At 62.7% G+C, this 25,303-nt stretch carries 20 protein-coding genes; 8 read left to right on the top strand and 12 right to left on the bottom strand.

The window, feature by feature from the left end; genetic code table 11:
• Window positions 1-10 precede the first annotated feature (10 nt).
• Genes MOK15_RS17540 through MOK15_RS17555 form a run of 4 tightly spaced genes read right to left on the bottom strand, consistent with a single transcriptional unit; the run spans window position 11 to window position 3,508 of the window.
• Window positions 11-1,273, bottom strand: a complete 1,263-nt coding sequence (locus tag MOK15_RS17540) for a rhodanese-like domain-containing protein (protein ID WP_242933008.1) — start codon at window positions 1,271-1,273, stop codon at window positions 11-13.
• Window positions 1,270-1,884: a cysteine dioxygenase gene (locus tag MOK15_RS17545; RefSeq protein ID WP_242933009.1), complete on the bottom strand. Its 615-nt coding sequence runs from the start codon at window positions 1,882-1,884 to the stop codon at window positions 1,270-1,272. Before MOK15_RS17545 ends, MOK15_RS17540 begins: the two co-directional genes overlap by 4 nt.
• Window positions 1,881-2,672, bottom strand: coding sequence for an ABC transporter ATP-binding protein (locus MOK15_RS17550; RefSeq protein ID WP_242933010.1), 792 nt, complete (start codon window positions 2,670-2,672; stop codon window positions 1,881-1,883). Before MOK15_RS17550 ends, MOK15_RS17545 begins: the two co-directional genes overlap by 4 nt.
• 2 nt (window positions 2,673-2,674) lie before the next feature.
• The gene (locus MOK15_RS17555) at window positions 2,675-3,508 is read right to left on the bottom strand and encodes an ABC transporter permease (protein ID WP_242933011.1); all 834 of its coding nucleotides are present in this window, start codon (window positions 3,506-3,508) and stop codon (window positions 2,675-2,677) included.
• A 304-nt stretch (window positions 3,509-3,812) separates the two neighbouring features.
• Here MOK15_RS17555 and MOK15_RS17560 point away from each other — a divergent pair, with 304 nt between their 5' ends.
• Window positions 3,813-4,649 (top strand): LysR substrate-binding domain-containing protein, encoded by an 837-nt coding sequence (locus tag MOK15_RS17560; RefSeq protein ID WP_242933012.1) that lies wholly within the window; start codon window positions 3,813-3,815, stop codon window positions 4,647-4,649.
• 20 nt (window positions 4,650-4,669) lie between these two features.
• Here MOK15_RS17560 and MOK15_RS17565 read toward each other — a convergent pair whose 3' ends face one another.
• The 4 genes from MOK15_RS17565 to MOK15_RS17580 are packed head-to-tail and all read right to left on the bottom strand — an operon-like array spanning window position 4,670 to window position 7,939.
• On the bottom strand, window positions 4,670-5,617 hold the full coding sequence (locus MOK15_RS17565) for a D-isomer specific 2-hydroxyacid dehydrogenase family protein (RefSeq protein ID WP_242933013.1): 948 nt from the start codon (window positions 5,615-5,617) through the stop codon (window positions 4,670-4,672).
• Window position 5,618: 1 nt separating this feature from the next.
• The gene (locus tag MOK15_RS17570) at window positions 5,619-6,806 is read right to left on the bottom strand and encodes an acyl-CoA dehydrogenase family protein (protein WP_242933014.1); all 1,188 of its coding nucleotides are present in this window, start codon (window positions 6,804-6,806) and stop codon (window positions 5,619-5,621) included.
• 4 nt (window positions 6,807-6,810) lie between these two features.
• The gene (locus tag MOK15_RS17575) at window positions 6,811-7,788 is read right to left on the bottom strand and encodes an ABC transporter substrate-binding protein (RefSeq protein ID WP_347567231.1); all 978 of its coding nucleotides are present in this window, start codon (window positions 7,786-7,788) and stop codon (window positions 6,811-6,813) included.
• A 1-nt stretch (window position 7,789) separates the two neighbouring features.
• The gene (locus MOK15_RS17580) at window positions 7,790-7,939 is read right to left on the bottom strand and encodes a hypothetical protein (protein ID WP_242933016.1); all 150 of its coding nucleotides are present in this window, start codon (window positions 7,937-7,939) and stop codon (window positions 7,790-7,792) included.
• Window positions 7,940-8,039: 100 nt separating this feature from the next.
• On the opposite strand from MOK15_RS17580, the gene MOK15_RS17585 reads away from it, so the two are divergent.
• The 4 genes from MOK15_RS17585 to MOK15_RS17600 all read left to right on the top strand — a co-directional run bounded on the left by MOK15_RS17585 (window position 8,040) and on the right by MOK15_RS17600 (window position 15,741).
• A complete protein-coding gene (locus MOK15_RS17585) occupies window positions 8,040-9,392 on the top strand; it encodes an FAD/NAD(P)-binding protein (protein WP_242933017.1) in 1,353 nt (450 codons plus the stop codon).
• Window positions 9,393-9,495: 103 nt separating this feature from the next.
• A complete protein-coding gene (locus MOK15_RS17590; RefSeq protein WP_242933018.1) occupies window positions 9,496-10,833 on the top strand; it encodes an LLM class flavin-dependent oxidoreductase in 1,338 nt (445 codons plus the stop codon).
• A 282-nt stretch (window positions 10,834-11,115) separates the two neighbouring features.
• Window positions 11,116-13,620: a sulfite reductase flavoprotein subunit alpha gene (locus tag MOK15_RS17595; protein ID WP_242933019.1), complete on the top strand. Its 2,505-nt coding sequence runs from the start codon at window positions 11,116-11,118 to the stop codon at window positions 13,618-13,620.
• Between the two features lie 27 nt (window positions 13,621-13,647).
• Complete coding sequence (locus MOK15_RS17600) at window positions 13,648-15,741, top strand: TonB-dependent siderophore receptor (protein ID WP_242933020.1); 2,094 nt, start codon at window positions 13,648-13,650, stop codon at window positions 15,739-15,741.
• 6 nt (window positions 15,742-15,747) lie between these two features.
• Here MOK15_RS17600 and MOK15_RS17605 read toward each other — a convergent pair whose 3' ends face one another.
• Together MOK15_RS17605 and MOK15_RS17610 are read right to left on the bottom strand one after the other, a co-directional pair.
• On the bottom strand, window positions 15,748-17,214 hold the full coding sequence (locus tag MOK15_RS17605) for an alginate export family protein (protein WP_242933021.1): 1,467 nt from the start codon (window positions 17,212-17,214) through the stop codon (window positions 15,748-15,750).
• A 66-nt stretch (window positions 17,215-17,280) separates the two neighbouring features.
• Complete coding sequence (locus MOK15_RS17610; RefSeq protein ID WP_278254318.1) at window positions 17,281-18,621, bottom strand: dicarboxylate/amino acid:cation symporter; 1,341 nt, start codon at window positions 18,619-18,621, stop codon at window positions 17,281-17,283.
• Window positions 18,622-18,831: 210 nt separating this feature from the next.
• Between MOK15_RS17610 and MOK15_RS17615 the strand changes: the two genes are divergently transcribed.
• Entirely contained in the window at window positions 18,832-20,586 is a 1,755-nt protein-coding gene (locus MOK15_RS17615) for an ATP-binding protein (protein WP_242933022.1), read from the top strand.
• Window positions 20,583-21,896 (top strand): sigma-54 dependent transcriptional regulator, encoded by a 1,314-nt coding sequence (locus tag MOK15_RS17620; RefSeq protein WP_242933023.1) that lies wholly within the window; start codon window positions 20,583-20,585, stop codon window positions 21,894-21,896. The genes MOK15_RS17615 and MOK15_RS17620 overlap by 4 nt, the downstream gene beginning before the upstream one ends.
• 25 nt (window positions 21,897-21,921) lie before the next feature.
• On the opposite strand, the gene MOK15_RS17625 is transcribed toward MOK15_RS17620, so the two are convergent.
• Window positions 21,922-22,815: a LysR family transcriptional regulator gene (locus tag MOK15_RS17625; protein ID WP_242933024.1), complete on the bottom strand. Its 894-nt coding sequence runs from the start codon at window positions 22,813-22,815 to the stop codon at window positions 21,922-21,924.
• A gap of 167 nt (window positions 22,816-22,982) precedes the next feature.
• Here MOK15_RS17625 and MOK15_RS17630 point away from each other — a divergent pair, with 167 nt between their 5' ends.
• The gene (locus MOK15_RS17630; protein ID WP_242933025.1) at window positions 22,983-23,972 is read left to right on the top strand and encodes an aldo/keto reductase; all 990 of its coding nucleotides are present in this window, start codon (window positions 22,983-22,985) and stop codon (window positions 23,970-23,972) included.
• Window positions 23,973-24,037: 65 nt separating this feature from the next.
• On the opposite strand, the gene MOK15_RS17635 is transcribed toward MOK15_RS17630, so the two are convergent.
• Window positions 24,038-25,303, bottom strand: coding sequence for an aminotransferase class V-fold PLP-dependent enzyme (locus tag MOK15_RS17635; protein ID WP_242933026.1), 1,266 nt, complete (start codon window positions 25,301-25,303; stop codon window positions 24,038-24,040).

Genomic DNA, 25,303 nt, shown 5'->3' on the forward strand with positions numbered 1-25,303 from the left:
CTCCTCAATATCAAATGACGTAGAAGCCGTGGGTGCCGTCACGCTCCAATTGAGCGACGAGGCCATATTCCCAGTCGAGATAGGCCTGCATGGCAGCCGCCTTGTTGTCGGTGCCCTCATAAGGGCGCTTGTAGCGGCCCTCCGGCCCGCGCGGAGAGGGCGCGCCATCCGATCCCTTTTCCAGGGCGATGGCCGTCCAGTCGACGTCGAGCACGGACACGTCCCAGCCAAGCTGAGCCAGCCAGGATGCGGTCATGTCGGCGCGCGGCCCCAGCGTGTCGGCCACGACGATGCGCGCACCGCGTACCGGCGCATTATGGTCGGTTTCCTGTACCAACTGACCGCCCTGCGCGTTGCGGAAGCCTGGCAGATGGCCGCTCTCAAATTCGCGCGGCTGACGGACGTCGTAGAGATAGAGGGTTCGCGCCGTATCAGCCTTGAACGCCTCCAGTTCCGCCCAGCCGATCCGTTTGACCCCGGCGCGGTAAGCGACGTCGCGGGCATAGGCGCGCGCTTCTTCGGTCGATATATCATCGACTTCCGGCGCGACGCGGGTCTGACCGGTTTCCAGCTCCTGGCCCGCCAGCGTCCAGCCAATCGTGCCGTTACGCAGCGCGAAAATCTTGTTGGGAATACCGGAATTGACCAGCGACTGGGCGCCGATGATCGATCGCGTGCGACCCGCGCAATTGACGATGATCGTCGTATCGGGATCGGGTGCGATCGTCCGTACGCGCAATACCAGTTCGGCGCCCGGTACACTGGTGCTGGTCGGAATGTTCATCACATTATATTCATCATAACGGCGCGCATCGAGGATGGCGATGTCGGCCTTTTCGCGGATCAACGCCTGCACTTCCTCCGCCGCGAGGCTGGGCGTGTGGCGGCGATGCTCGACCAGCTCGCCAAACGCCTTGGAGTAGCTGTTGACGTCCTCGAACAATTCAAAGCCAGCGTCGCGCCATGCGGAAAGGCCGCCTTCCAGCTCGCGAACATGGGTGTAGCCCAGCCCCTCGAAACGCACCGCCGCCTTGCGCGCGAACCCTTCGCCATTGTCATAGACGACGATCGGGGTGTCCAGGCGCGGGATGCGCCAGCGCGCTTCCTCATCGATGCGGCGCAGCGGGATCTGCGCGGCGAAGAGCGGATGGCCCTGCGCGAATTCATGTTCCTCGCGCACATCGATGATGGCGATTTCGCTGCCGACCAGCAGCGCGTGGCGGATGTCCTGCGGGGTGGCAGTCTGGATGCGTTCAAGCGTATCGGTGGTCATGCGGTTTTCGATCTGTCCCAGAGATTGGGGATCACGCCGTTGGCGTAACCCGAAATGAAGGTCTTGGGCGTGCCGTCGGGGGCATAGGTCGCCCGCTCGACCGCGCCGATATTGGCGCCATAGACATGGATGCTGATGGACGGCCGGTCGGTAAGGCCATTGGTCACGCGATGAATGTCGCCGACGCGCGGAGAGACGGCGTCCACTTCCCCCTCGCGCAGCAACTCTTCGCCTTCCGCGACAAGTCCACCGGTCGGCAGGCGGCGAAAGCGCTCCACCTTCTCGACGCCGCGCAGCACGCCGACCAGACCCCAGACCGTATGATCGTGGATCGGCGTCGCCTGGCCCGGTCCCCAAACGAAACTGACGACGCTGAACCGTTCGCGGCTGTCGCAGTGGAGCAGATATTGCTGATAACGGTCCGGATCAGGACGGGTGAACGCCTCCGGCAGCCAATCATCGGTCGCGATCAGGCGAGCGAGAAGCGAACGACCACTCTCCAATATCGCCTGCTCATCGCGCGTCGCCGCCAGCAAATCCGCGAAAGCGGTAACGAAACCGCGCAACCGCCCCGTATCGACCGGTCGCTCCAGAACGGCGAGTGCCGTCATTCGGCAGCTTCCGCGATCGGGGCGAACGGCACCACGCTGTCGCCATGATCGTCACCACCCAGATAGGAGAGCAGCTTTTCACGCAGGCGACCGGCAAAGCTGGCACGCTCGCCACGGGGGGTGGTGATGCGTTCCTGGGCGACGATGCGGCCCTTGTCGAGCACTAGCACCCGGTCGGCGAGCGCGATCGCTTCCTCCACATCATGGGTCACAAGCAGCACGGCCGGCTGGTGCGCGCGCCAGAGCGACAGGACCAGATCGTGCATCCGGTAACGGGTCAGCGCATCGAGCGCAGCGAAAGGTTCGTCGAGCAGCAACAGCTTTGGCTCACGCACCAGCGCGCGCGCCAGGGCGGCGCGCTGCGCTTCACCGCCCGATAAAGTCAGGGGCCAGGCATCGATACGATGGCCAAGCCCCACTTCCTTGAGCGCCGCCTCGCTACGTTCGCGCGTCCGGTCGCCACGAAGGCCCAATGATACATTCTTCCAGACCGGTTTCCAGGGCAGCAGGCGTGCGTCCTGAAATACGACGGCGCGCGAGTCGGGCACTTCGACATCCTGACCGCGCACCTCATCAAGGCCGGCGAGCGTCCGCAACAGGGTCGTCTTGCCTGAACCCGACCGGCCCAGCAGCGCGATGAACTCCCCCGGCGCGATGTCGAGGTCCAGGCCATCGATGATGGTGTTGGCGCCGAAGCGCCGACTAAAGTCGCGCAGGCGAACGACAGGGTCGGGATGCGGTTGGTGGGCAGCACTGTCCACCGTGGAAAAACCGAGGCGAGCGTCCATGCTTATTGCTCCACTATGCTGGGGCGCCAGATAAGGGCGCGGGCTTCGATGGTGCGGACCAGCCAGTCGGCGCCAAGGCCGAGAATGGCGTAGACCATGAGGCAGACGACGATGATGTCGGTCCGCATGAAATCGCGGGCGTTGTTGATGAGATAACCAAGCCCCGCGGATGCATTTATCTGTTCGGCGACGACCAGAATCAGCACCGAAATCGAGATGGCGTAGCGCAGGCCGACCAGAAGCGACGGCAGGGCGGATGGCAGCACGACGTGCCAAACCTGCTCCCAGCGGCTAAGGCCGAAGCTCTTCGCCGCATCGAGCAGACGCAGATCGACGCTGCGAATGCCGCTGTAGAGATTGAGATAGACGGGGAACATCGTCGCAAAGGCGATCAGCGCCACCTTGGGCGTCTCACCGATGCCGAACCAGACGATGAACAAAGGCGTCAAGGCCAGCGGCGGAATGGTGCGCTTGATCTGCATCAGTGGATCGACCGCCAGTTCCCCCGCTCTGGACAGGCCGGCAACCACGCCGAACCCCAGCCCGAGACCAACTCCGATCAGCAGCCCGACACCTACGCGAGCGAAGGACACCAGCAGGTTGGACGGCAATTCGCCAGAAACCACCATTCCGATCAACGTGCCCAGCACAGTCGATGGCGCTGCCAATGTACGCTCCGGGATCAGCCCGACGCGCGACCCCAACTCCCATAGCAACAGCAACAAAAGGGGAGAAAGCCACCGCCCCCCGAAGCGGGAAAGCGAAAAGCCACGGGCCGAGGAAGCCGACCGGCCGCGCCTTGCGCTGGAAACATCATTGATCGTCAGAACCGCCATGTTCGGGCCTTTTGTAAAATCCCGGATAAGCCAACATGATTTGTCTACTCATTCAATTAAGTTTTTCTAGGCCGACCTATCAGTATTCGTCATAGATGGTATTTCATCGCCGATGTGGCGCGGATGAGCGCGGATAACGGTGGTTTCTGGCCTGGGGAGCGGCCCGCCCAAGTTTTTTCTTCATCCTATAAATCTCTACTATTTTGATTGATATATAAGCATCGGCGATAGACGCTCATCCTATTATCGACACTGGCCGTTTCCGGCACCGGATCGGCACCATCCTTTTACGAAGAGGTCCATCGTGCCGGTCAACTTACCGACCAATTTGCTGCGCAGCTTCGTTGCGATCGTCGACACAGGGTCGATGCTCAACGCATCGGAACAGGTGTTCGTGACCCAATCCGCCCTCAGCCTTCAGATCAAGCGTCTGGAGGAACTGGTGCAGCAGACGCTATTTCTGCGGGAAGGCCGACGGCTCAACCTGACGGCGGCGGGGGAAGTCCTGCTCGACTATGCACGACGGGTGCTGTTGCTGCATGATGAAGCGGTGGCCGCCGTCAGCGCCGGGCGCTTTGCCGGCCCTGCCCGGATCGGCATGGTGCAGGACTTTGCCGACACGCTGCTGAGCGGCCTGTTGTCGCGCTTTTCCGAACTGCATCCCGATGCGCAAATCTATGCCCGCGTCGCCGGTACGGCCGAGTTGCAAACGATGCTGGAGCGGCGGGAGCTGGACATTCTGCTGGGCTTTGCCGCCCCCAACGACAGCCATGCCGTGACCGTCGCACCGATGAGCTGGTATGGCGACGCCGCATTGGCGGATCGGGACATCATTCCGCTGGCCGTGCTGGAAGAACCATGCCGCTTCCGGGAAGCCGCTATCCGTGGGCTGGAAGATGCGGGTCTGCAATGGCGGATCGCGGTGGAAACGCCCAATCTGGCGACGCTCAAGGCCGCCGTGGGCGCGGGCCTGGGTATCACGTGCCGCACGCATCTGTTCCTGGGGGACGGTCCCACGCTGGAACATGATCGGCTGCCGCAACTGCCGCGTGTGGCGGCGATCCTGCGATCGGGCGAGAAGCTGGACAAGGCCGCCAATCGGCTGGCCGAACTGGCGCGGGAGACGGTTCAGGCGCTCTGAACCGTCCCGCCGCAACATCGTCAATATCCCCGCGCCGGATCGACAATATCGCTCGGCGCCTCACCTCGTACGAATCGCGATATATCGTCCCGCACCTTTTCCAGCAGGCGATGGCGCACCAATGTATGATTGCTGGAGATATGCGGCGTCAGCCGCACGCGCGGATGGGTGTAGAGTGGATGCCCATCCGGCAGCGGTTCGGGATCGGTCACGTCCAGCGTTGCGAAGCCCGGCCCGCTTTCGCCATCCAGCGCACGCACCAGCGCTTCCTGGTCGATCACTGATCCCCGCGCGACATTGATGATATGCGCGCCAGGCTTGACCTTCCGCAACAGATCATCGTTGAATAAATGCTGGGTTTCCGCCGTCGCCGGCACAGCAATGACGATATGGTCGGACCGCGCCACAAGCGTCTCTATATCGCGAACATGCTCGACACCGCTGATGCTGGATTGCGCACCGGAGCGACGCAGGCCCACAACCTGCGCGCCCAGCGCCAGCCCGCGCCGCGCCACCGACTGGCCAATCGCGCCCAGCCCGACGACGCCGATCGTCGTACCCGACACGCGGCCAAGGGGCACGTTGATCCATTCGGCCCGAGAGCGGGCGGTCACAGCCTCCAGATTCTTGGCATAGGCGTAGATGGCGGCGATCACATAATCGGCGATTTCATCGGAAGCAACGCCGCGCCCACATGTGACGAGCGGCGCGTCGAGCAGCCATTCGGGATAGAAATCGATCCCGGCCGACGCGCTATAGACCCATTTCAGCCGACCCGGCCACACGGGCGGGCGCACAACCGTGGGTTGCCGCCAGGCGGGTGAAGGTCGAATCAGCAGAAGATCGGCCTCGCTCGCCGCCGCCCACGGCTCATCATCGGCGACATCGATCAAAATCGGCGCGATCGGGTGCTGGCCAAGGCCCCGGTTGAAATCGGCGTCCAACTGGCTGGCGATAATCAGGGACATGTCAGTTTCCCAATGCCGCGCGGCCGGCGGCGATCAATATGGTGTCGGTCTGGGGCGAATGGATGCGGCTGCACAGCACATCGCGATAATGGCGCTCGAGCGGGTTCTTCCGGCTGATCCCCGGATTGCCGGTAAGCTCCAGGCCGATCTCCACCGCCCGAATGGCGTTAGCGGTAGCCAGATATTTGATATTATTGACTTCCACCGCGCCTGGCGGATCACCTCCATCATAGCGGGCTGCCGCATCACGGATCAGGGTGCGATTGACCTGCAGCAACGCCTCTATCTCGCCGAACTTCTCCTGCACGCGCGGCAGGGTGGCGAGCGACGCGCCCAGATTGGTCGGCACCCGATCATTGAGATAAGCGCGCAACCAGTCGCGCGCAGCCCGTGCCACGCCGTCATAGATGGTCGAGATGGACAGCGCATTCCAGATCGCCAGACTGGGATCGCCCGCGCCAGCCGCCCATTGTTCGGGCGGGCGGATATCGACCGCATGGTCGAGTGGGGTGGGCGTGTCCGCGAAATGCACGGCATGACTGACCGTCGCACGCATCCCCAGATGATCCCATACCGGTTCGATCGTAATGCCCGGACTATCGGATCGGACCAGGAAATTGCCGACACGGGGGCTGTCCTCATCGGTCTTCGCCCAGACCGAGAACCAGTCGAGGCCGGTCGAGCCGGTCGAATAGATTTTCGTACCGCTCAGCGACCAGCCATCCGCCGTGCGCCGTGCGATCGTGGCGGGCAGTCCGCCCCGGACCGGCGTGCCCAATTCCGGCTCGACGCGCAAACCGCCGATGAGACCACGGCCTGCAACGGCTTCGCGCGCCAGCCGCTCGTAAATGTCCTGCGGCCAGTTGCGCGCCCGTGCCGGCGTCGCATGATAATGATAGGTCATGAAAAGGATGAGCGCGGTCGACGGCTCCCCCTTCGCCACCGCACCCAGCACACGGATCGCTTCGGAAAGCGATGCGCCCTGCCCGCCCAGTTCGCGGGGGACGGTAAGGCCGATCAGCCCTTCCTGCGCCAGCAGATCGAAATTGGCGCGGGGAAACTCCGCGCTGCGATCATAATGTTCCGCCGTCTCGGCAAGCTGCTTCGTCAGCCAGTCGAGCCGCTCGGCGCTCACTGCCGGGAACAGCGGGTTGGTGACTTGATCGTGGATAATCGCCTGACTTGCCATGATTTCAGACTCTCTTGGGAATGGCGTCGTTGAAACGGGCGTCCCACAGCGGGCGGACATCGACCGCCTTGGGCAGCAGCTTTTGCTGGAAGAACAGGTCCGCCACCTGCTGCTGTGAGGCGATGGCCTGATCGCTCACCGGTCGCAGCTCGTAGCTCGCGCTCTTGCGTTTGAACTGGTCGGCGACATAGTCGCGCGGCACACCGATATCCTGGGCGATGATGCCCGCCCATTCCTCCTGGTTGTTGACTGCCCAGCCATAGGCTTTCTGCACCAGGCCCAGATATTCGCGGATGATCTGTGTCTTGTCCGGGTCCTTGAGCGCATCGACATGGGCCGACACAAGATAGTTGCCCGATAATATGCCATAGGCCGTCTTGAGAATGCGTGCGCCTTCGGTCGCAATGGCGCGCTGGATCGGAAAGCCATAGATCGCCCAGGCATCGAACGCACCCTGTGAAAAGGCTGCTGCGCCATCCGAAACGCCCATGGCGACCGGCTTGATATCGTCCCAGCTCAGGCCGACTTCTTCCAGCATCCGGATCAGGAAATATTGCGCCGTGGTGGCGCGGACATAGCCTACGCGCTTGCCCTTGAGATCGGCGATGGACTTTGCCTTCGATCCCTTGGGCACCAGCACGACCTGGTTGTTGACGTCGCCATGCGCCACCGCGATCTGGCGAAAGCTCTGGATGGTGGATGCCGCTGCAAAGATCGGCGGAATCTCGCTCATCCCGCCATAATCGAGCGAACCGCCGTTCAGCGCCTCCACGACCAGATGGCCGGATTGAAATTCGCTATAGGCAAGGTCGAATCCCTCCGGCTTGATGCCGGCGGCCTTGAACAACAGCCGGGTATCGCCCTCGCCCTTGCCAGTGACCGACACGCGCAGGGTCGGGCGGGCGCCCTTCCCTGCTCCGCAACCAGCCAGGAGCAAACAGGACGCGGTCCCCGCACCCACAAATGCGCGCCTTGACAGCATCTTAGCGGCCACCCCTGCCTTCATGCGTTAATGTGGCCGCCTGCTCCGGCCCGCGCTCGAACAGCACGACATTGGGATCGCGCAAAAATTCGCGTCGCGCGGCATTCCTCAACTGATTCCACCTCTGGCCCCAGGACCGCAACAGGCTCATAATCGTCCTTCCGACAAATGCAGATGCCTCTTTATCTATTCATGAAGTAGAGATATGTCCCACAAGCAATGCTGCCAGAACCATTAGAAATGCTTGATCCATGATGAGGGTCGACCATGTCGCCGTCGTCGGCGGCGGCTTCAGCGGCGTGCTGCTGGCCATCAACCTGCTGCGACACGGCACCGTCCGGGTGACATTGATCGAGCGCCGGCCCGATCGACTGGGGCGCGGCCTGGCCTATGGCGCAGCGCAGGCGGATCATGTCCTCAATGTCCGCGCCGCCAATATGAGCGCGCTGCCTGATCAGCCCCGCCATTTCACCGAATGGTTGCAGGCACAGGGTTTGGGACAGGAAGGCAGTTTTGCGCGGCGGCGTGACTATGGCGGCTATCTCTGCGCGATGCTGGATGAAATGCGTACGGCGGCAGGGGAACGGCTGACGGTTCTCCCGGACGAAGTTATTGACCTCACCATAGCGGAGGATGGCGCATTTCTGGCGCTCAAGTCCGGCGGCACCGTCGCGGCCGATGTCGCGGTGGTCGCGGCGGGCAATCTGCCACCGCATGACCTGCCTGCCCTCGTCGGCCAGCAGCGCCCCGCCTATGTCAATGATCCCTGGGCTGCAGACATTGGGGAGGGCTTGACCGCAAGGGACAGCGTCCTGCTGCTGGGCAGCGGCCTCACTGCGGTGGACTGCGCGTTGAGCCTCGAAAGCAGCGGCTTCGAGGGCAGGATCATCGCCCTGTCCCGGCGCGGCCTTTCCCCCTATGCCCATACGCCGACCCAGCCCTATGCCGTGCGTAGCGACCGCCCGAATAGCCCTGCTTCCGCGCTGGTCCATGCCGTTCGCGCACGCGCCGTGGAAATTGGCTGGCGCAATGCGGTGGACGAACTACGCCCCTTTACGCAGGATATGTGGCGTGCCGCCAGCGCGACCGAACGGAGCCGCTTTCTGCGTCACCTTCGCCCCTATTGGGACGTGCACCGCCATCGCATCGCGCCGGAGGTTGCCGCCCGACTGGACGCATTGCGCGCCCAGGGCAGACTGGAAGTCCGTGCAGCGAAGGTCGTCGCCTCTCGGACGGACGGCGATGGGTTGAAGGTGGATCTACGCCCGCGCGGTCGCGAAGCGGTCGAAACGCTCCGGGTGGCGCGCGTCGTCAACTGCACAGGGCCGCTGGGCGATCTTCGCCGGGTGAAAGACCCATTGCTGCGCAAATTGTTCGATCGCGGCGACATCCGTCCCGATCCGCTGGCCATCGGCATTGATGTCGACCGTCAATGCCGCGCGATCGACGCGAATGGCGATGCGCAGGAACGCCTGATGATCGTCGGCCCGATGACGCGCGGCGCGCATTGGGAGATCGTCGCCGTACCCGACATAAGGCGGCAGGTCTGGGCGCTCGCGCGTCAGATCACCAGCGCGCACTGGGTTGAGGCCGAAGGCCTGTAGCCCGTCTATTTGACCAAATCATAAGTCATCGAGGAGTCCGCGTTGGTCACATTTGGCGTGCCGTCCTACCAATAAGGGATAGCTCATCCCGAAAGGCACCGCCATGACTCAGCAACGGCACATCAAGCTCGGCTTCATCCTGCACGGTGTCGGGCGAACCTGGAACGACTGGCGGCACCCGGATCGCGACGTCGGCGCCAGCACCAGCTTGACCCATTATCAGAAGCAGGCGGCGACCGCCGAACGCGGCAAGTTCGACTTTCTGTTCGTGGCCGACAGCCTGTCGATCAATGAAAAGTCCAGCCCGCATTATCTCAACCGGTTCGAACCGATCACCATCTTGTCGGCGCTGGCCGCCACGACGTCCCGCATCGGCCTGGTCGCGACCTTGACGGTCAGCTATTCCGAGCCGTTCAATGTCGCACGGCAATTCGCCTCGCTGGATCATCTGAGCGGGGGCCGCGCCGGCTGGAATGTCGTCACCTCCTGGCTGGGCGACACGGCCGCCAATTTCAGCAAGACCGAACATCCCGCCCACGCCGTCCGCTATCGTATCGCTGCCGAATATCTGGATGTGGTCCAGGGCCTGTGGGACAGTTGGGAGGATGGCGCCCATGTCGCGGACAAGGAAACGGGTCAATTCGTCGATCCCGACAAGTTGCACCGCCTGGACCATCAGGGCGAATTTTTCCAGGTTCGCGGGCCGCTCAACATCAAGCGGACGCCGCAGGGACAACCCGTCATCTTCCAGGCCGGTGCATCCGACGATGGCCGCAGCTTCGCCGCCCGGCGTGCCGAGGTGATCTTCACCCACGCACCGGCGCAGGAAGACGGGCAGGCCTATTATGCCGACGTGAAGGCGCGGGCAAAAGGGTTTGGCCGCGATCCCGATCAGCTTTTCATCCTGCCCGGTATCGCGCCGATCGTGGGCGACACGGACGAGGATGCGGAAGCCCGCTATCGCGAACTGGCCGCGCTGGAATCGATCGACACTGGCCTGGGCTTTCTGTCGCGCACCTTCAACGATCATGATTTCCGCCAATATGATCTGGATGCGCCCTTCCCGGATGTCGAGCATATCGGCCTCAACAGCCAGCAGAGCGGCACGCTGCGCATCTTTGCCGAAGTGCGGGCGGAAAATCTGACGCTCCGGCAGGTGGCTGAACGGCTGGCAACGCCGCGCGGCGCTTTTGTCGGATCGGCCGAGACGGTAGCGGATCGGTTGCAGCTATGGTTCGAAAGCCAGGCGGCCGACGGTTTCGTATTGTTCGAGCCTCTGCCGGGCCAGCTTGACCTGTTCGTCGACAGGGTGATTCCGATCCTGCAGGCGCGCGGTTTGTTCCGCACCGATTATGAAGGAACGACCTTCCGCGAACATCTGGGCCTTGGCACGCCGGACAATCGCCATAGCGCAGCAAGGGACCACAAGAGCGCCGCCTGACGCACCCCGGCACATCCATGCGTGTCGAAGTCGATGCGCGTCAAATCAGCCAAGCAGCAATGCGCCCGCGACCAGTGGCGCATTGCTGTTTTTCCGTATGAACGCCGCGCCGTAAAGCGGCCATGACCTCCCTTGCCCTCGCGCAAGCTTGCGCAAAATAACAATTGCAAATGGATTGCAATATCACTAGCCGGCGGCTCAGGAGATAATGGGCGCCCGGATGTCAATCGGCACGGGCCTTTCTCGGGTCGGTTTGCGACCCTTCCGCCAGGGGCAGCCGAAGTGACGCGTCGCATATTGTTCCAGATTCATTGGTTTCTTGGGATCACTGCCGGACTCGTGCTCGCTGTCATGGGCGTAACCGGCGCCTCGCTGAGCTTCGAGGACGAGATCATGGCGACGATCAGTCCCGGCATCGTGACGCTCGCCCCCGACAATATACCCAGTCTCACGCCCGATGCCGTCATCGCCCGCGCCTCTGCCCAACGCGACGGCCTGCGGGTCGCTTCCCTGACGGTGGAGGCTGACCCGGCGCGCGCCTGGCAGGTGCAGTTCGATCCGGTGAAGGGCAAGGGCCGGCGTGGCGAGCGCAGCTATATCGATCCGCGCAATGGCCGTCTCCTGGGTCAGGCCAATGGCGCCACTTTCTTCCGCACGATGGAAGATCTGCATCGTTGGCTCGCCTTGCCGGGCGGTGGCAATGGCATTGGCCGGCAGATCACGGCCTTTTCTGCGATCGCCCTCTTCTTCTTCGCCCTGTCCGGCCTCTATCTGCGCTGGCCACGCAAGCCGCTCGACTGGCGCGCCTGGTTGGTGCTCGACCTGCGCAAGAGCGGCCGCAATCTCTATCGCGCCCTCCATGCCGTGATTGGCGGCTGGGTCGTGATCTTCTATTTGTTGAGCGCCTGCACGGGTCTTTGGTGGTCCTATGACTGGTATCGGCAGGGTATGCTTTATGCGCTGACCGGCCAGACCAGCCGTGGCGAGGCTGAGCGTCCCGGCAAGCCGCAAAAGAGCGCCGCCGATGTGTCCGGCTTGTCGTACGCTTGGCCGACAGTGCAGAAGGCCATAGATAACCGGTTCGAATCCATATCGATCACCTTGCCCAAGGGTAACGAACCGGCGCGCTTCCGGGCTCTTCTGCCCCATGCCCGTCACGAACGGATGACCGACAATCTGCAGGTCGACCTCGCGCAAGGCCGCATCCTCAAGGTCGAACGCTATGCCGACCGAAGCCTGGGACAGGTCATCGCGACATCGATGTACGAACTGCATCGCGGCGCCTTCTTCGGCCTGCCGGGGCGAATCATCCTGTTCCTCACCAGCCTCGCCATGCCGCTCTTCACCGTGACCGGCTTCCTGCTCTACATCGCCCGCCGGCGGCGAAAGAGACCTTTGGAGCCTCTGTCGCTGGACAATCTTCCCGCGACGATCGACGCGCAGGCCACGCTGGTGGTCTTCGCCAGCCAGACCGGCGGCGCGGAACGGCTGGCCCGCCAGACCGCCGCATCGCTGGGCGGCGCGCGCGTGGAATCGCTTTCCTCGATCGACGCTGCGCTGCTAGCACAAGTCGATCGGGCGTTGTTCGTCGTCAGCACCTATGGCGAAGGCGAACCGCCCGACGGCGTCCGTCGCTTCGCGCGGCAGGCGATGGCGACGCCCTCGGATGCCGCGCATCTCCATTATGCCGTGCTGGCGCTGGGCGATCGGGAATATCCCGATTTCTGCGCCTTCGGTCATCAGGTCGATCATTGGCTCCATGCCGGTGGCGCACAGCGCCTGTTCGACATGATCGAAGTGGATGGAGAGGATAGTGACGCCCGGCGGCAATGGCAGCAGCAACTGGCCGCACTCGGCGCGCGTCCCGATGTTCCTGACTGGACACCGGCGCGCTACGAACCCTGGCGATTGGCCGAACGACGCCTGCTCAATCCCGGCAGCGCGGGCGGCAGCGCCTGGCTGATCGCACTGGAACCCAATGGCGGACCGCTGCCCGATTGGGAAGCGGGTGACATTGCCGAAATCCTGCCGCAAAATGATCCGATACGGGTCGCCGCCCTGATCGAAACGCGGAATGATGGCGTGGAAATGATGGTCGAAGACCATCTCCTTGCCGGTCAGCTAGCCCGCAGCATCCTGCCCGACTCTCTCGCGCCGGCGAATGCCATACCGGACCTGCGCCCCCTGCCCCATCGGGAATATTCGGTCGCCTCCATTCCCGGCGATGGCCGGATCGAATTGTTGGTGCGACAATTCATCCGCACCGACGGCAGCCTGGGCCTGGGTTCGGGCTGGCTGACCCAGCATGCGCCTCTGGGGGCGGAGATCAGCCTGCGCGTCCGCGCCAATAGCGGTTTTCGCGCACCCCACGGGGATCACCCGCTGATCTTGATCGGCAACGGCACGGGCCTTGCCGGACTGCGCGGCCATCTGCGCCAGGCAGCGGCCAGAGGCAGCAAGGGCCATTGGCTTTTCTTCGGTGAACGCAACGCTCTCCATGATGCCCTTCTGGCCGACGAACTGGATGCCCGGCTGGCCGACCGCACGCTTGCCCGGCTCGACCGTGCCTGGTCGCGTGATCCCGGTTGTGGTCGCTATGTCCAGCATCTCGTGATGGAAGCTGCAGAAACCATTGGCGAGTGGGTCGATCGGGGCGCCGCCATCCTGGTTTGCGGCAGCCTGGAGGGGATGGCCCCCGCAGTCGACATCGCCCTGCGTGCGGCGCTGGGCGATGAACGGCTCGAAGCAATGGCCGAGACCGGTTTCTATCGCCGCGACATTTACTGATTTTCGAACCTACAGGACTTAAATCCCATGGCAGCCCGTTTTCTGGCCCCGTCCCTTCTTGCCCTTGCTTTTGGCAGCATCATGCCCGCTCACGCCGCAGAAGCGGCTGCCGACAACATCATCATCACCGCCCGCGCCCAGACGCTCTATCGCGTGCAGGATACGGAGGTGGGCAAGGTTCCGGCCAATCCGCTCGACATGCCGCAGTCGGTACAGGTCATCAACAGCGACATGATAGAGGATCAGGGCGCTCGCGACATTCGCGACCTTTACCGCAATGTGCCTGGCCTCAGCGCCAATAACTACGCCACCGTCACCTTCCGCGGCTTCCGCCAGGACACGACCTATTATGACGGGCTGCGCGGCGATCCGTTCCAGACCTTCTCCGTGCCGCAACTCTTCACCATCGACCGGGTGGAGTTTCTGAAAGGCCCGGCCGGTATGCTCTACGGCGCAGGATCACCAGGCGGAACGATCAACTATGTGACCAAGAAGCCAAGCGAGACCTTCGCCGCCAATATCCGGGCCATCGCCGGCGGGCGTAGCCGCTATGGCGGATCGGGCGACGTTACCGGGGCGCTCGACGCCAGCGGTGCGATCAGCGGTCGCCTCGGCCTTGTCTACGAGGATTTCGACAGTTACCGCGTAAACGCCAGCAGCAGGACGATCATCGCCGATGGCGGCCTTAAATTCCGGCTGGACGAAAACACCAGCCTGACGGTGCAGATCACCGACTATGACCAGGATCTTCCCGGCAACCGGCTGCGTGGGATTCCCGTGGACGCGAATGGCAATTTCCTGACCTACCGTAGCTGGAACCACAATGAACCGGGTGATTTCATCCGCTATAATGGCCTCGTCAGTCAGGCCCGGCTGGACAGCAAATTGTCCGAAGCGGTGTCCTTCAACGTCGCGGGCCGCTGGTTCCGCTATCGCGAGCATCAGGAATATCATGAACCGGTCGCCCTGCGCGACACCGATGCCGACGGCATCTTTGACAGCATCACCCGCGAATTCCGCGCCCAGCGACGCAATGTCGAAGGACTGTCCTTCGGCTCCAATTTCGTGGTCAAGACGAACACCGGCCCGATCAATCACACCATCCTGCTGGGCGGCGACTGGTATCGGGAGGATGCGAACAGCCGTCTGCAATCAAGCCGGAATGTGCCAATGCTGTCGCTGAACGACCCGCAATATGGCACGGCAAACCCGATCGACCTGTCGACCTTGCCGATTACGCGAAGCGACGCCCGTGTGACCCGCTACGGCGTCTATGTTCAAGACCAGATCGGCTTCGGCGATCATATCATCCTGGTCGGCGGCGTCCGGCGCGACTGGTTCAAGGACGAGGATCATATCGCCGGGACCCAGGCGGACGCCAGCGCCACGACCTGGCGCGGCGGTGCGATCTACAAGCCGCGCAAGGACGTCTCGCTCTATTTCAACTGGTCGCAATCCTTCGAACCGCAAAGCGTGGCCAACCAGTCGCCATTGGTGGGCGGCCCCTTCTCGCCCGAAACCGGGAACCAGATCGAGGCGGGCGCCAAGACCGACCTGCTCGACGGCCGTATCCAGGCGACGGCGGCCCTCTATCGCATCGTCCGGCGCAACGTGCTGCAAATCGACGACAACCAGGATGCCGTCAATGGCGTGGATCAAATGGCGCCAGTCGGTGAAGTGACCAGCAAGGGCATCGAACTGACTCTGACCGCTGATATCACCCGCAACTGGCTTGTGTCGGGCAGCTATGCCTATAATGACACGCGCATCACCGGCAGTGCCGAAGGCCAATCGATCGACAATAGCGTCGGCGATCGTTTTCCCAACGCACCACGGCACCAGGCCGGCTTCTGGACCCGCTATCAGATCCCCGCGATAGACACGGCCATCGCCTTTGGCGGCCAGCATGTGTCCAGCCAACTGGATCGTTCGGGCGACCGGTTGAAGCCTTTCACCATCTTCGATACGACGCTCACCAAGAGTTTCGCCTTTGCCGAGGTGAAGTTGCGTATCGAGAATATCTTCGACAAATATTATGCCGTGTCCGGCTTCACCGGTCCCAAGGGCGCCTATATCGGCAATGCGCGCAGTTGGTTCATCGAATTGCGCAAGCGGTTCTGACGATCGCTAGAAGCGGAAACTGATCCAGCTTCCGAGGAAAGCGGAGTCGGTATAGCCGGCGCGCCGGAGGACTGTGCCGGCCTTGAGATATTCCGCCCGCGTCGTCAGCGTCAGCCGGGGAGCGATGTTGTAAATCAATTGCGCGCGCGCCAGGCGCGCGACGGACTTGCCCGCAACCGTCTCCGTCCCGACATAGGGCGTATAATTGGCGCGATAGACGGCATCCTTCTCATCGTCGCGCCATGTGAACTGATATTCGAAGGACGCGCGCAGCTTGTCGGTCGGGTTGAAGCTGACATTCGGCGCGATCGCGATCATGTTGGTGGCGGTCAGGAACAGGCCGTAGCTGAAATAGATATTGTTGCCGTAGGGCGCATAGGCGTTGCGCAGCGTGCCCTTGTCATAGCCTCCGCCGCCGCTGCCATAGTCGACATGCACGCCAATCTTCGGGGCGGCCTTGTCTTTGCCCAGGCGCCAATTCTGCGCAAAAAAGGCCTGCCAGGCACGGATCGGCCGATCCTGGAACTCGCCATATTGATGGACCAGCGTCCAGTCGAGATTGAGCCGACCAACATCGCCCCAGAGCCGCGCGCCCGCATAATAGCGTACTGCCGGTGCAATGACGCCGCCCCAGGTGCCGACGCGGTTGCGTCGCCGCCAGAAAAAGGGGTCGAAGAACAGCTTCGATCCACCCAGCCACTGTTGCGGCACCACGAAACCGGCGGAAACCCCGCTGAACCGCCGATTCCTGTCGGGCACGTCATCGCCCAGGCCGCCATTGCCCAGATCCGTGGTCTCGAAATCGAACAGCGTCGCGCGCATGGTCGGCGTACGCACCCAGGTGCGGGCGCCGTTCAGGACGAACCGGATGGTGTTGTTGTCGCGTTGGGAAATCAGCAGATTGGGGCCATCGGTGAATTCCTGCCGCCCATATCTTACGCCCAGTTCGACATTGTCGATCCGCGTCTTCGCCTCCGCGAAATATTGCTGATAGACAAAGCTGTTGCTGAACGTACCCGAAGGCGTGCCGATATTCTTGCCGCCGATCTGGCCATGGGCAACCTCCCCATAGAAGCGCAGATGATCGCCGACATGCAGGTCCGCGCCGGCAACCAGGCGGACAATGTCCTGCCGTTGTTCCGGCCCTTCGATCAACTGCGGGTTGCTGGTCAAGTTCATGCGCAGCCGCGCTTCGCCGCTCAGCGTCAGATAAATGTCGCCGTCAGCGGCAATCGGTATATATTTCAGCCGGTCGAGCAGGTCGTCGCGCTTAGCAGGATCGCGATAGACCCGCCAGTCTTCGGCCCAGCGTGACAAGTTATAGCCGTTGACGGTGGCGCCATCGCTCTGCGCCGCGGCGGGGTAGCTGGCGGGCGGCGGGGTTTCCGGAGCGCTGTCGGATGGCGGTGCTGTCGCCATGGCGGGGGTAGCGCAGGCAAGCGCCGCCAGGCCCCAAAGCGGGCGAATTATCATGTCATCCTCTCCAATATGGAGGCGCTATCCTCGCCGGGCGCGCCTTCCTCTATACTTCAATCCGTATCAGGCGGCCGCCAGTTCCCGCGCCGCTTCCGTGGCGACAGGCGCAGGCAGGCGGCCCGACAGCGCATCGTCCAGCTTCTGCCGGTCCAGCTTGCCCTCCCAGCGGGCAACGACGATGGTCGCCACCGCATTGCCGATGAAATTGGTAAGGCTGCGGCATTCGCTCATGAACCGGTCGACACCCAGGATCAACGCCATGCCCGCGACTGGCACGGTCGGCACGATGGAAAGCGTCGCGGCGAGCGTAATGAAACCCGCACCGGTGACGCCAGCCGCTCCCTTGGATGACAGCATCGCCACGCCCAGCAACAATATTTCCTGGCCAAGCGTCAGTTCAACCCCAGTGGCCTGCGCGATGAACAGCGCCGCCAAGGTCATGTAGATATTGGTGCCGTCCAGGTTGAAGCTGTAACCGGTCGGCACGACCAGACCGACGACCGACTTTTCGCAGCCCGCCCGCTCCATCTTTTCGATCAGGTTGGGCAACGCAGCTTCGGATGAGGAAGTGCCCAGCACCAGCAGCAGTTCCGCCTTAAGGTAGCGTAGCAACTTGAAGATGGAAAAGCCGGTGAGCCGCGCCACCGTGCCCAGCACGACGGTCACGAAGAGTATCGACGTCAGGTAGAAGGTCGCCACCAGCGCCCCCAGATTGACGAGGCTGCCGACGCCATATTTGCCGATGGTGAAGGCGATCGCGCCGAACGCGCCAATCGGAGCGGCCCGCATCAATATCGACACCAGCTTGAAGACGATCAGGCTGACCCGCTCCAGGAAGCGCACGACGGGTTGGGCCGGTTCACCGACCAGGCTGATCGAAATGCCAAACAGGATAGCGATCAACAGGATCTGAAGGATATTGCCGCCGGTGAAGGCACCCACCAGCGTGGTGGGAATGATGTCCAGCAGGAAACCCGTCAGCGTGCTATCATGCGCCTTGGCCGCATAATCCGCGACCGCCGCGCCATCGAGCGTCGCCGGATTGATGTTCATCCCCGCGCCGGGACGAACCAGATTGGCGACGATCAGGCCCACTACCAGTGCCAGGGTCGAGAAGGTCAGGAAATAGGCAAAAGCCTTGCCCGCCACGCGACCGACCGATCCCAGTTCCTTCATGCCCGCGATGCCCGTGACGATGGTCAGGAAGATGACCGGCGCGATAATCATCTTCACCAGCTTGATGAAGGCGTCGCCGAGCGGCTTCAGCGCCTCGCCATAGCTGGGCCAGAAATGGCCAAGCGCCGCGCCCGCCATGATCGCGACCAGCACCTGCACATATAGCTGCGAGGCCAATCCACCTTTGCGCGGTTGCGCAACAGCGGTCGGAAAATTCTGTTCGATCATCGCAGGCGCTCCATCTCCACGACTGCAAACTATGCCTGTCTGCAATCGCCTGAAGCGTCACCCGATGCGGAAGATACCGCAAGGCTGGTCTGAGATTGTGAGCAAACTGTTGTTATTAATATGATATATTTGAAACAGGCGCCGAGCTTGACGCATGAATGTGCGATTTTCCACATCGCGCGTGCCATTTTTGTGTGATAATCCACACAAATGACCGTTTCGCGATTTCTGCGCCTGTGGCCGCTGCTCCTTGTCGCCGTGGCGATGCTGGCAGCCTGCCTGCTGTTTGCCGATCGCTATGGGCAGGCTATGCGCGACCAGTTTCTGGCGGACCAGCGCAGCGATGCTGCGGTACAGACCCGGTCGATGCTGCGCCTGCTGGAATCGGAGTTGCAGAAATTCCGTCTCATTCCAGTCGTCCTTGGTGAATATTCCGATGTCCGGGCTGCGCTGCAATCGGACCATGTCGACGCAGCACTCAACGACAAGCTGGCCCTGCTCGCCGACAAGACCGGCGCAGCGGCAATCTATGTCCTCAATGCATCGGGCATGTCGGTTGCCGCATCCAATGCGCGCCAGCCCAACAGCTTCCTTGGCCAGGACTATAGCTTCCGTCCTTATTATCAGCTTGGCTGGCGTAAGGGCGGCGGTGAATATTTTGCCCTGGGCACGGTCAGCCACCGACCCGGCCTTTATCTATCGCGCCGGGTGGAAGGGCCGAATGGACCGATCGGGGTCATCGTCGTCAAGATGGAGTTCGACGCGATCGAGCGCGCCTGGGCGGATCGGCAGGCCTGGACCTTCGTCGCCGACCAGAATGGCATATTGTTGTTGAGCAGCGATCCTGCCCGCCGTTTCCATGGGCTGCATCCAGTTTCACCGGCGTTGCGCGCCCGTATCCAGCGCGCGCTTCAATTCGGCAACGCGCCGCTGCAACCGCTGGGGTTGACCCTCGCGTCCGATGGCAGCACCCGCCTGCGTGACGGCAGTCAGGCGATGACGGCCAGCCTGGCGGTCCCGGTAGCCGGCTGGCGGCTCTACCATGTCACGCCGATCGATACGGGATTGGCGGCAGCCGCGCAGCGAACGCAGATTGCGACCTATTTGTTCGCCGCCTTGCTGCTCCTGCTCTTCGCCGCCCTCTTCTGGATCACGGCACGCCGCCGCCGGACGGTGCGCGACCGCATCCTGCTCAAGCGGGAAGTGGCGCTGCGGACCGAAGCGCTTGCCCATGAGATGGAGGCGCGCACGCTGGCCGATCGCCGCTATCGCCAGGCGCGCGAGGAGCTTGCCCATGCCAACCGGCTGGGGACACTTGGCACCATCTCGGCCGGGGTGGCGCATGAAATCAACCAGCCGGTCGCGACGATCCGCACCTTTGCCGAAAATGCCGCCCTGTTCCTGGGGCGCAACCAACCCGACAAGGCCGGCGCCAACCTGCGCGAGATCGTCGCGATGACTGACCGGATCGGCAGCATCACCGCACAATTGCGCCGCTACGCCCGGCGGGGCGTGGGCGAGATCGGGCCAGTGCCTCTGATCGACGCTATCGAGGGAGTCCGCCTGCTGGTGGCGGATCGGTTCCGCAGCGCAGGCGTTCGGCTGACCCTGCCCCGGCCCGATACCGCACTGAAAGTCCGTGCGGGCCGCGTCCGGCTGGAACAGGTATTGGTGAATTTGCTCCATAATGCGCTGGAGGCCGTGGGGGATCAGTCGAATGGCTGGGTGGAAGTCACGCTGGCGGACCATGATGACCGGCTGTTCCTGGACGTGCGCGACAGCGGGCCGGGCATAGCCGAAGCGTTGCGCGACGACATCTTCATGCCCTTCGCTACTTCCAAACCGAGCGGCCTGGGTCTGGGGCTTCATATCGCGCGCGACATCATGGTCGAATTTGGCGGCGCGCTAGACCATATCGCCAACGATCCGCACACCATGTTTCGCATGACATTGGTAAAGGCATGAACGACGCTCCTTCCATCCTGCTGATCGACGACGACGATGCATTGCGCACGGCGCTCGCCCAATCCTTCGAACTGGCCGACCTGCCGGTGCAATGCTTTGCCGACGCGGGGGCGGCGCTGGCCCGGCTGGACGCTGGTTTCGACGGCGCCATCATCTCCGACATCCGTATGCCGCGCATCGACGGGCTGGAACTGTTCCGCCGCATCGCCGCCATCGACCATCAGATCCCCGTCATCCTGATGACCGGCCATGGCGACGTGTCCATGGCGGTGTCGGCGCTCAAGCAAGGTGTGTTCGATTTCATCGCCAAGCCTTTCGCCACCGATCACCTGATCGCGGCTGCACGGAGGGCGCTGGAGATGCGGCAATTGGTGCTCGACAATCGCCGCCTGCGCGCCGCGGCGGACGAGAGTGCGGCGGGCGAACCGCTGATCGGCGAAAGCCCCGCCATGGTGCGCCTGCGCGAGAATATGCGCCAGATCGCGGATGCCGATGTCGACGTGCTGATCGAGGGCGAAACCGGAACGGGCAAGGAACTGGTGGCGACGCTGCTGCATCGCTGGAGCCGGCGACGGGGCCGTCCCTTCGTTGCGATCAACTGCGCAGCGCTCCCCGACACCATCGCCGAAGCGGACCTGTTCGGGCAGGAGGGGCGAGCGCAACTCACGCAGTCCGGCCGTATCGCCCGCGCCCATCGCGGCACCCTGTTCCTTGACGAGATCGAAAGCAGCCCCGCGCGGCTCCAAGGCTCATTGTTGCGCGTGCTGGAGGAACGGGAAATCCACCCCGTTGGTGCGGACCAGCCGCAGCCGCTCGACACGCGCGTGATCGCCGCGACCAAGCCCGGCATCGAGACGAGCGTTGCGGAGGGGCGTTTCCGTGCCGACCTGCTCTACCGGCTCGACATGGTGCGGCTGCGCATCCCGCCGCTGCGTGACAGGCGGGAAGATGTGCCGTTGCTGTTCGGTTATCTGCTACATCAGGCGGCGGAACAGATGGGGCGTGAAGCTCCACAGGTCGGCGCCGAGGTGCGCGCCAGGCTGACCGAGCATGACTGGCCCGGCAATGTGCGCGAGCTCGCCAACTATGCCAAACGCATCCTGCTGGGTATGCAAACGGACGGAAGAGAGACAGAGCAGCATATGCCGTTAAGCCAGCGTATCGAACGCTATGAAGCCGCCGTCATCCGCAAGGTGCTGGAACGGGTTCATGGCGATGCACGATCGGCGATGGCCGAACTGCATCTGCCCAGGAAAACCTTCTACGACAAACTCAACCGTCACGGGATCGAGATTGGGGATTATCGGTAAATCGGATTGAGGGAGCGCTAGATGTTCAACCTCGATAACGGAGCGCCTCGACCAGCAGGGTGAATGCCGCGGATTGTTGCCGGCGGCTGGGATAATAGAGATGATAGCCTGGAAAAGGAGGACACCATTCTTCCAGCACCCGAATGAGCGTGCCGTCCGCAATCTGCTCCAGAACATGGTCCTCAAGCGTGCAGGCCAGGCCAAATCCGTCCATGGCGGCCTTTATGACCATCTGCGCGTCGTTGAAGATAATCTGTCCATCGACCCGTACACGAATTTCCCGCCCGTTCTTCTCCATCTCCCAGGCATAGAGGCCGCCTGCCGACAGCAGCCGCAGGTTGACGCACGAATGATCGGCCAGATCCTGCGGCGTCAGCGGCTTGGGATGGTTTTCGAAATAGGCGGGTGATCCCACAACCGCCATGCGCTGTTCCGGGCCGATCCGGACAGCGATCATGTCCTTCGCCAATTGCTCGCCCAACCGGATGCCTGCGTCGAGGCGTTCGGCCACGATATCCGTCAGGCTACTGTCGATGCTGACTTCGACCTTGATCTCCGGATAGTCCCGCAGCAACGGTTTTAGCGCCGGCCACAGGATCGTTTCGGCTGCACGCCGGGACGATGTGATCCGGATCGTCCCCGATGGCTTGTCCCCCAATTCGACGATCGCGGCCAGTTGCCGGTCGATGTCGTCCAGCGCCGGCCGCAGCGTATCGACCAGTTTCTGGCCTGCCTCCGTCACGGATACCCGGCGTGTGGTGCGGGTCAGCAAACGCACGCCTAGATGAGTTTCCAGACGACGAATAGTGTGGCTAAGGGCGGATTGAGAAACATTGAGCTTGGCAGCCGCGCGTGTGAAGCTCTGCTCGTCCGCCACGGACAGGAAAGCGTTCAGGTCGATCAATCGGTCCCGTCGCATCTAATCTCCTCTCATGAATCTATTACATAGGTTTATGCCGATTTCATGATCTAATCCAATAATTCATTTTGCCCTATATGATGGTGAATGGAGCAGGGTTGCATGTCGACCGCGCCAAACCGCCCCCGTCATAGGCCTGCGGTCATTCCTGCAACTGGAGGAAAGAAATGAAGAAGCGTTTTCTCGGAAAAAGCGGGCTGGAAGTCTCCGCCCTCGGCCTTGGCTGCATGGGGATCAATTTCGGCTATGGCCATGCGCTCGGCAGGGAAGATGCCATTGCCCTGATCCGTCAGGCGGTGGATCGCGGCGTCACCTTCTTCGACACGGCCGAAGTCTACGGTCCCTTCACCAACGAAGAAATCGTGGGCGCCGCGCTGGAACCCGTGCGTGACCAGGTCGTGATCGCGACCAAGTTCGGATTCAATATCGTAGACGGCAAGCAGACTGGCCTGAACAGTCGGCCGGACAATATCCGGGCCGTTGCCGACGCTTCACTCAAGCGCCTTGGGGTCGAGGTAATCGATCTCTTCTACCAACATCGCGTCGATCCCGATGTGCCGATCGAGGATGTGGCCGGCACCGTAAAGGACCTGATCGCACAGGGCAAGGTCCGGCATTTCGGCCTGTCCGAACCGGCTGCCGCGACGGTGCGGCGCGCCCATGCGGTCCAGCCGGTATCCGTCCTGCAAAACGAATATTCGCTCTGGACGCGCGGTCCCGAAACCAACGGCATTCTCGACATATGTGAAGAACTGGGGATCGGGCTTGTCCCCTACAGCCCGCTCGGCAAGGGATTTCTGACCGGTGCGATGCGTGCGGACGCCCCCCTTGGCGACAATGACTTCCGCAAGATATTGCCGCGCTTCACGCCCGAAGCCATGGCCGCCAATCAGGCGCTGGTCGATCTGTTGACAGGCATCGCCCAGGACAAGGGGGCTACCCCGGCGCAGATCGCCCTAGCCTGGCTGCTGGCGCAGAAGCCCTGGATCGTTCCCATTCCCGGCACCACCAAGCTGCATCGTCTGGAAGAAAATCTGGGTGCGATCGAAGTCGAACTGACGACCGATGACCTCGCCCGGATCGAAACGGCGGCTGCCGCCATTCCGATCGAAGGCGAACGCTATCCGGCGCAACTGATGGCTACCATCGGGCGCTGAGCCGCCTGTCTCCGAATATCCCATGCGTACGCCTCGCCGAACGCATGGGAAGGGAGCGGCCAGGGTTAGAGCGAACGTCCGATGGCTTTGATCGCACCCGTCAAAGCATCGATGTCGACCGCACTGTTGAACAAGGCCGGCGTTATCCGGACACAGGCGCCCCGTTCCGGCCCATCCCGGTGAACGGAAAAGATGCGATGCTCGTCCAGCAGCCGCTTGGCGATGGCCATATTATCGGCGACGCTGGTCCGCCCGGCAAAGCGGAAGGATGTGATCCCGCCATGCAAACGCGGATCGGCGGGCGTCAATATCTCCAACCCCTCCATATCGCGAAGCGCCTCCGCCCAGCGATCTCGCAAGTAGCGCAGCCGGCCCGCACGCGCGGCATCGCCGATCGCATCCTGGAAATCGAGCGCGGCGGGCACCGTCAATTGCGCCGCATAATCCACCGTGCCCGTATGCACCCGCGCATAGCTGTTGGCGGCAAAGGGCGGTGCATTGGCGCTGTCCGGATCGATCAGGTCGACCTTCGACTTGCGAATATGGATGACGCCGACACCCAACGGCGCGCCCCACCATTTGTGCAGATTGAAACCGATGAAATCCGCGTCGAGATCGGCCGGACGGAAATCGAGCTGACCCCAGCTATGCGCGGCATCGACGATCGCATCGACCCCGCGTGCGCGGGCCATGGCCACGATCTCCCGCACCGGCACAACCAGCCCGGTGCGATGGCTGAGATGGGTGAGCAGGATTAGCCGAACCTTGGGATTGGCAGTGAGCGCCGCTTCATAGGCGTCGATCAGCCCCTGATAGGTCGCCGGTTCGGGCAGCGCGATCCGCACCACATCAACACCGCGACTATGTTTCAACGTCTCGAAGCACGCCTGCATACTGTCATAGTCAAGATCGGCATAGAGCACGGCGTCGCCGGGACGCAGCCGGTTATAGCCGCCGATCAGCGCCTTCAGCGCCTCCGTCGCGTTCCGGGTGAAGGCGATCTCATCCGGCGCGACGCCCATCTTCGCGGCCACCCGGTCGCGCACCGCGATCAGGTCCGGCATCAGGCCGCGCCGGGCATAATAGCTGGTCTCGCGATTGACCCGCCGCACCGCCGCTTCATATTGCTCCAGCACGGGACGGGCCATCATCCCCCAATTGCCGTTCTCCAACTGGATGACGTCGCGGGTGACATCATATTGCGCCGCGACCTTCGTCCAATGGGCTTCGTCATCGGACCGGACGGCGGCAGGCGAACGGGCGGCCTCGATCCTTCCCGCCATCGGCGTTGCCGCTACCGCCATCATCATCTGCCTCCGGCTCAGGTTCAT

It is taken from the genome of Sphingobium sp. BYY-5 (assembly GCF_022758885.1).
Taxonomy (GTDB): domain Bacteria; phylum Pseudomonadota; class Alphaproteobacteria; order Sphingomonadales; family Sphingomonadaceae; genus Sphingobium.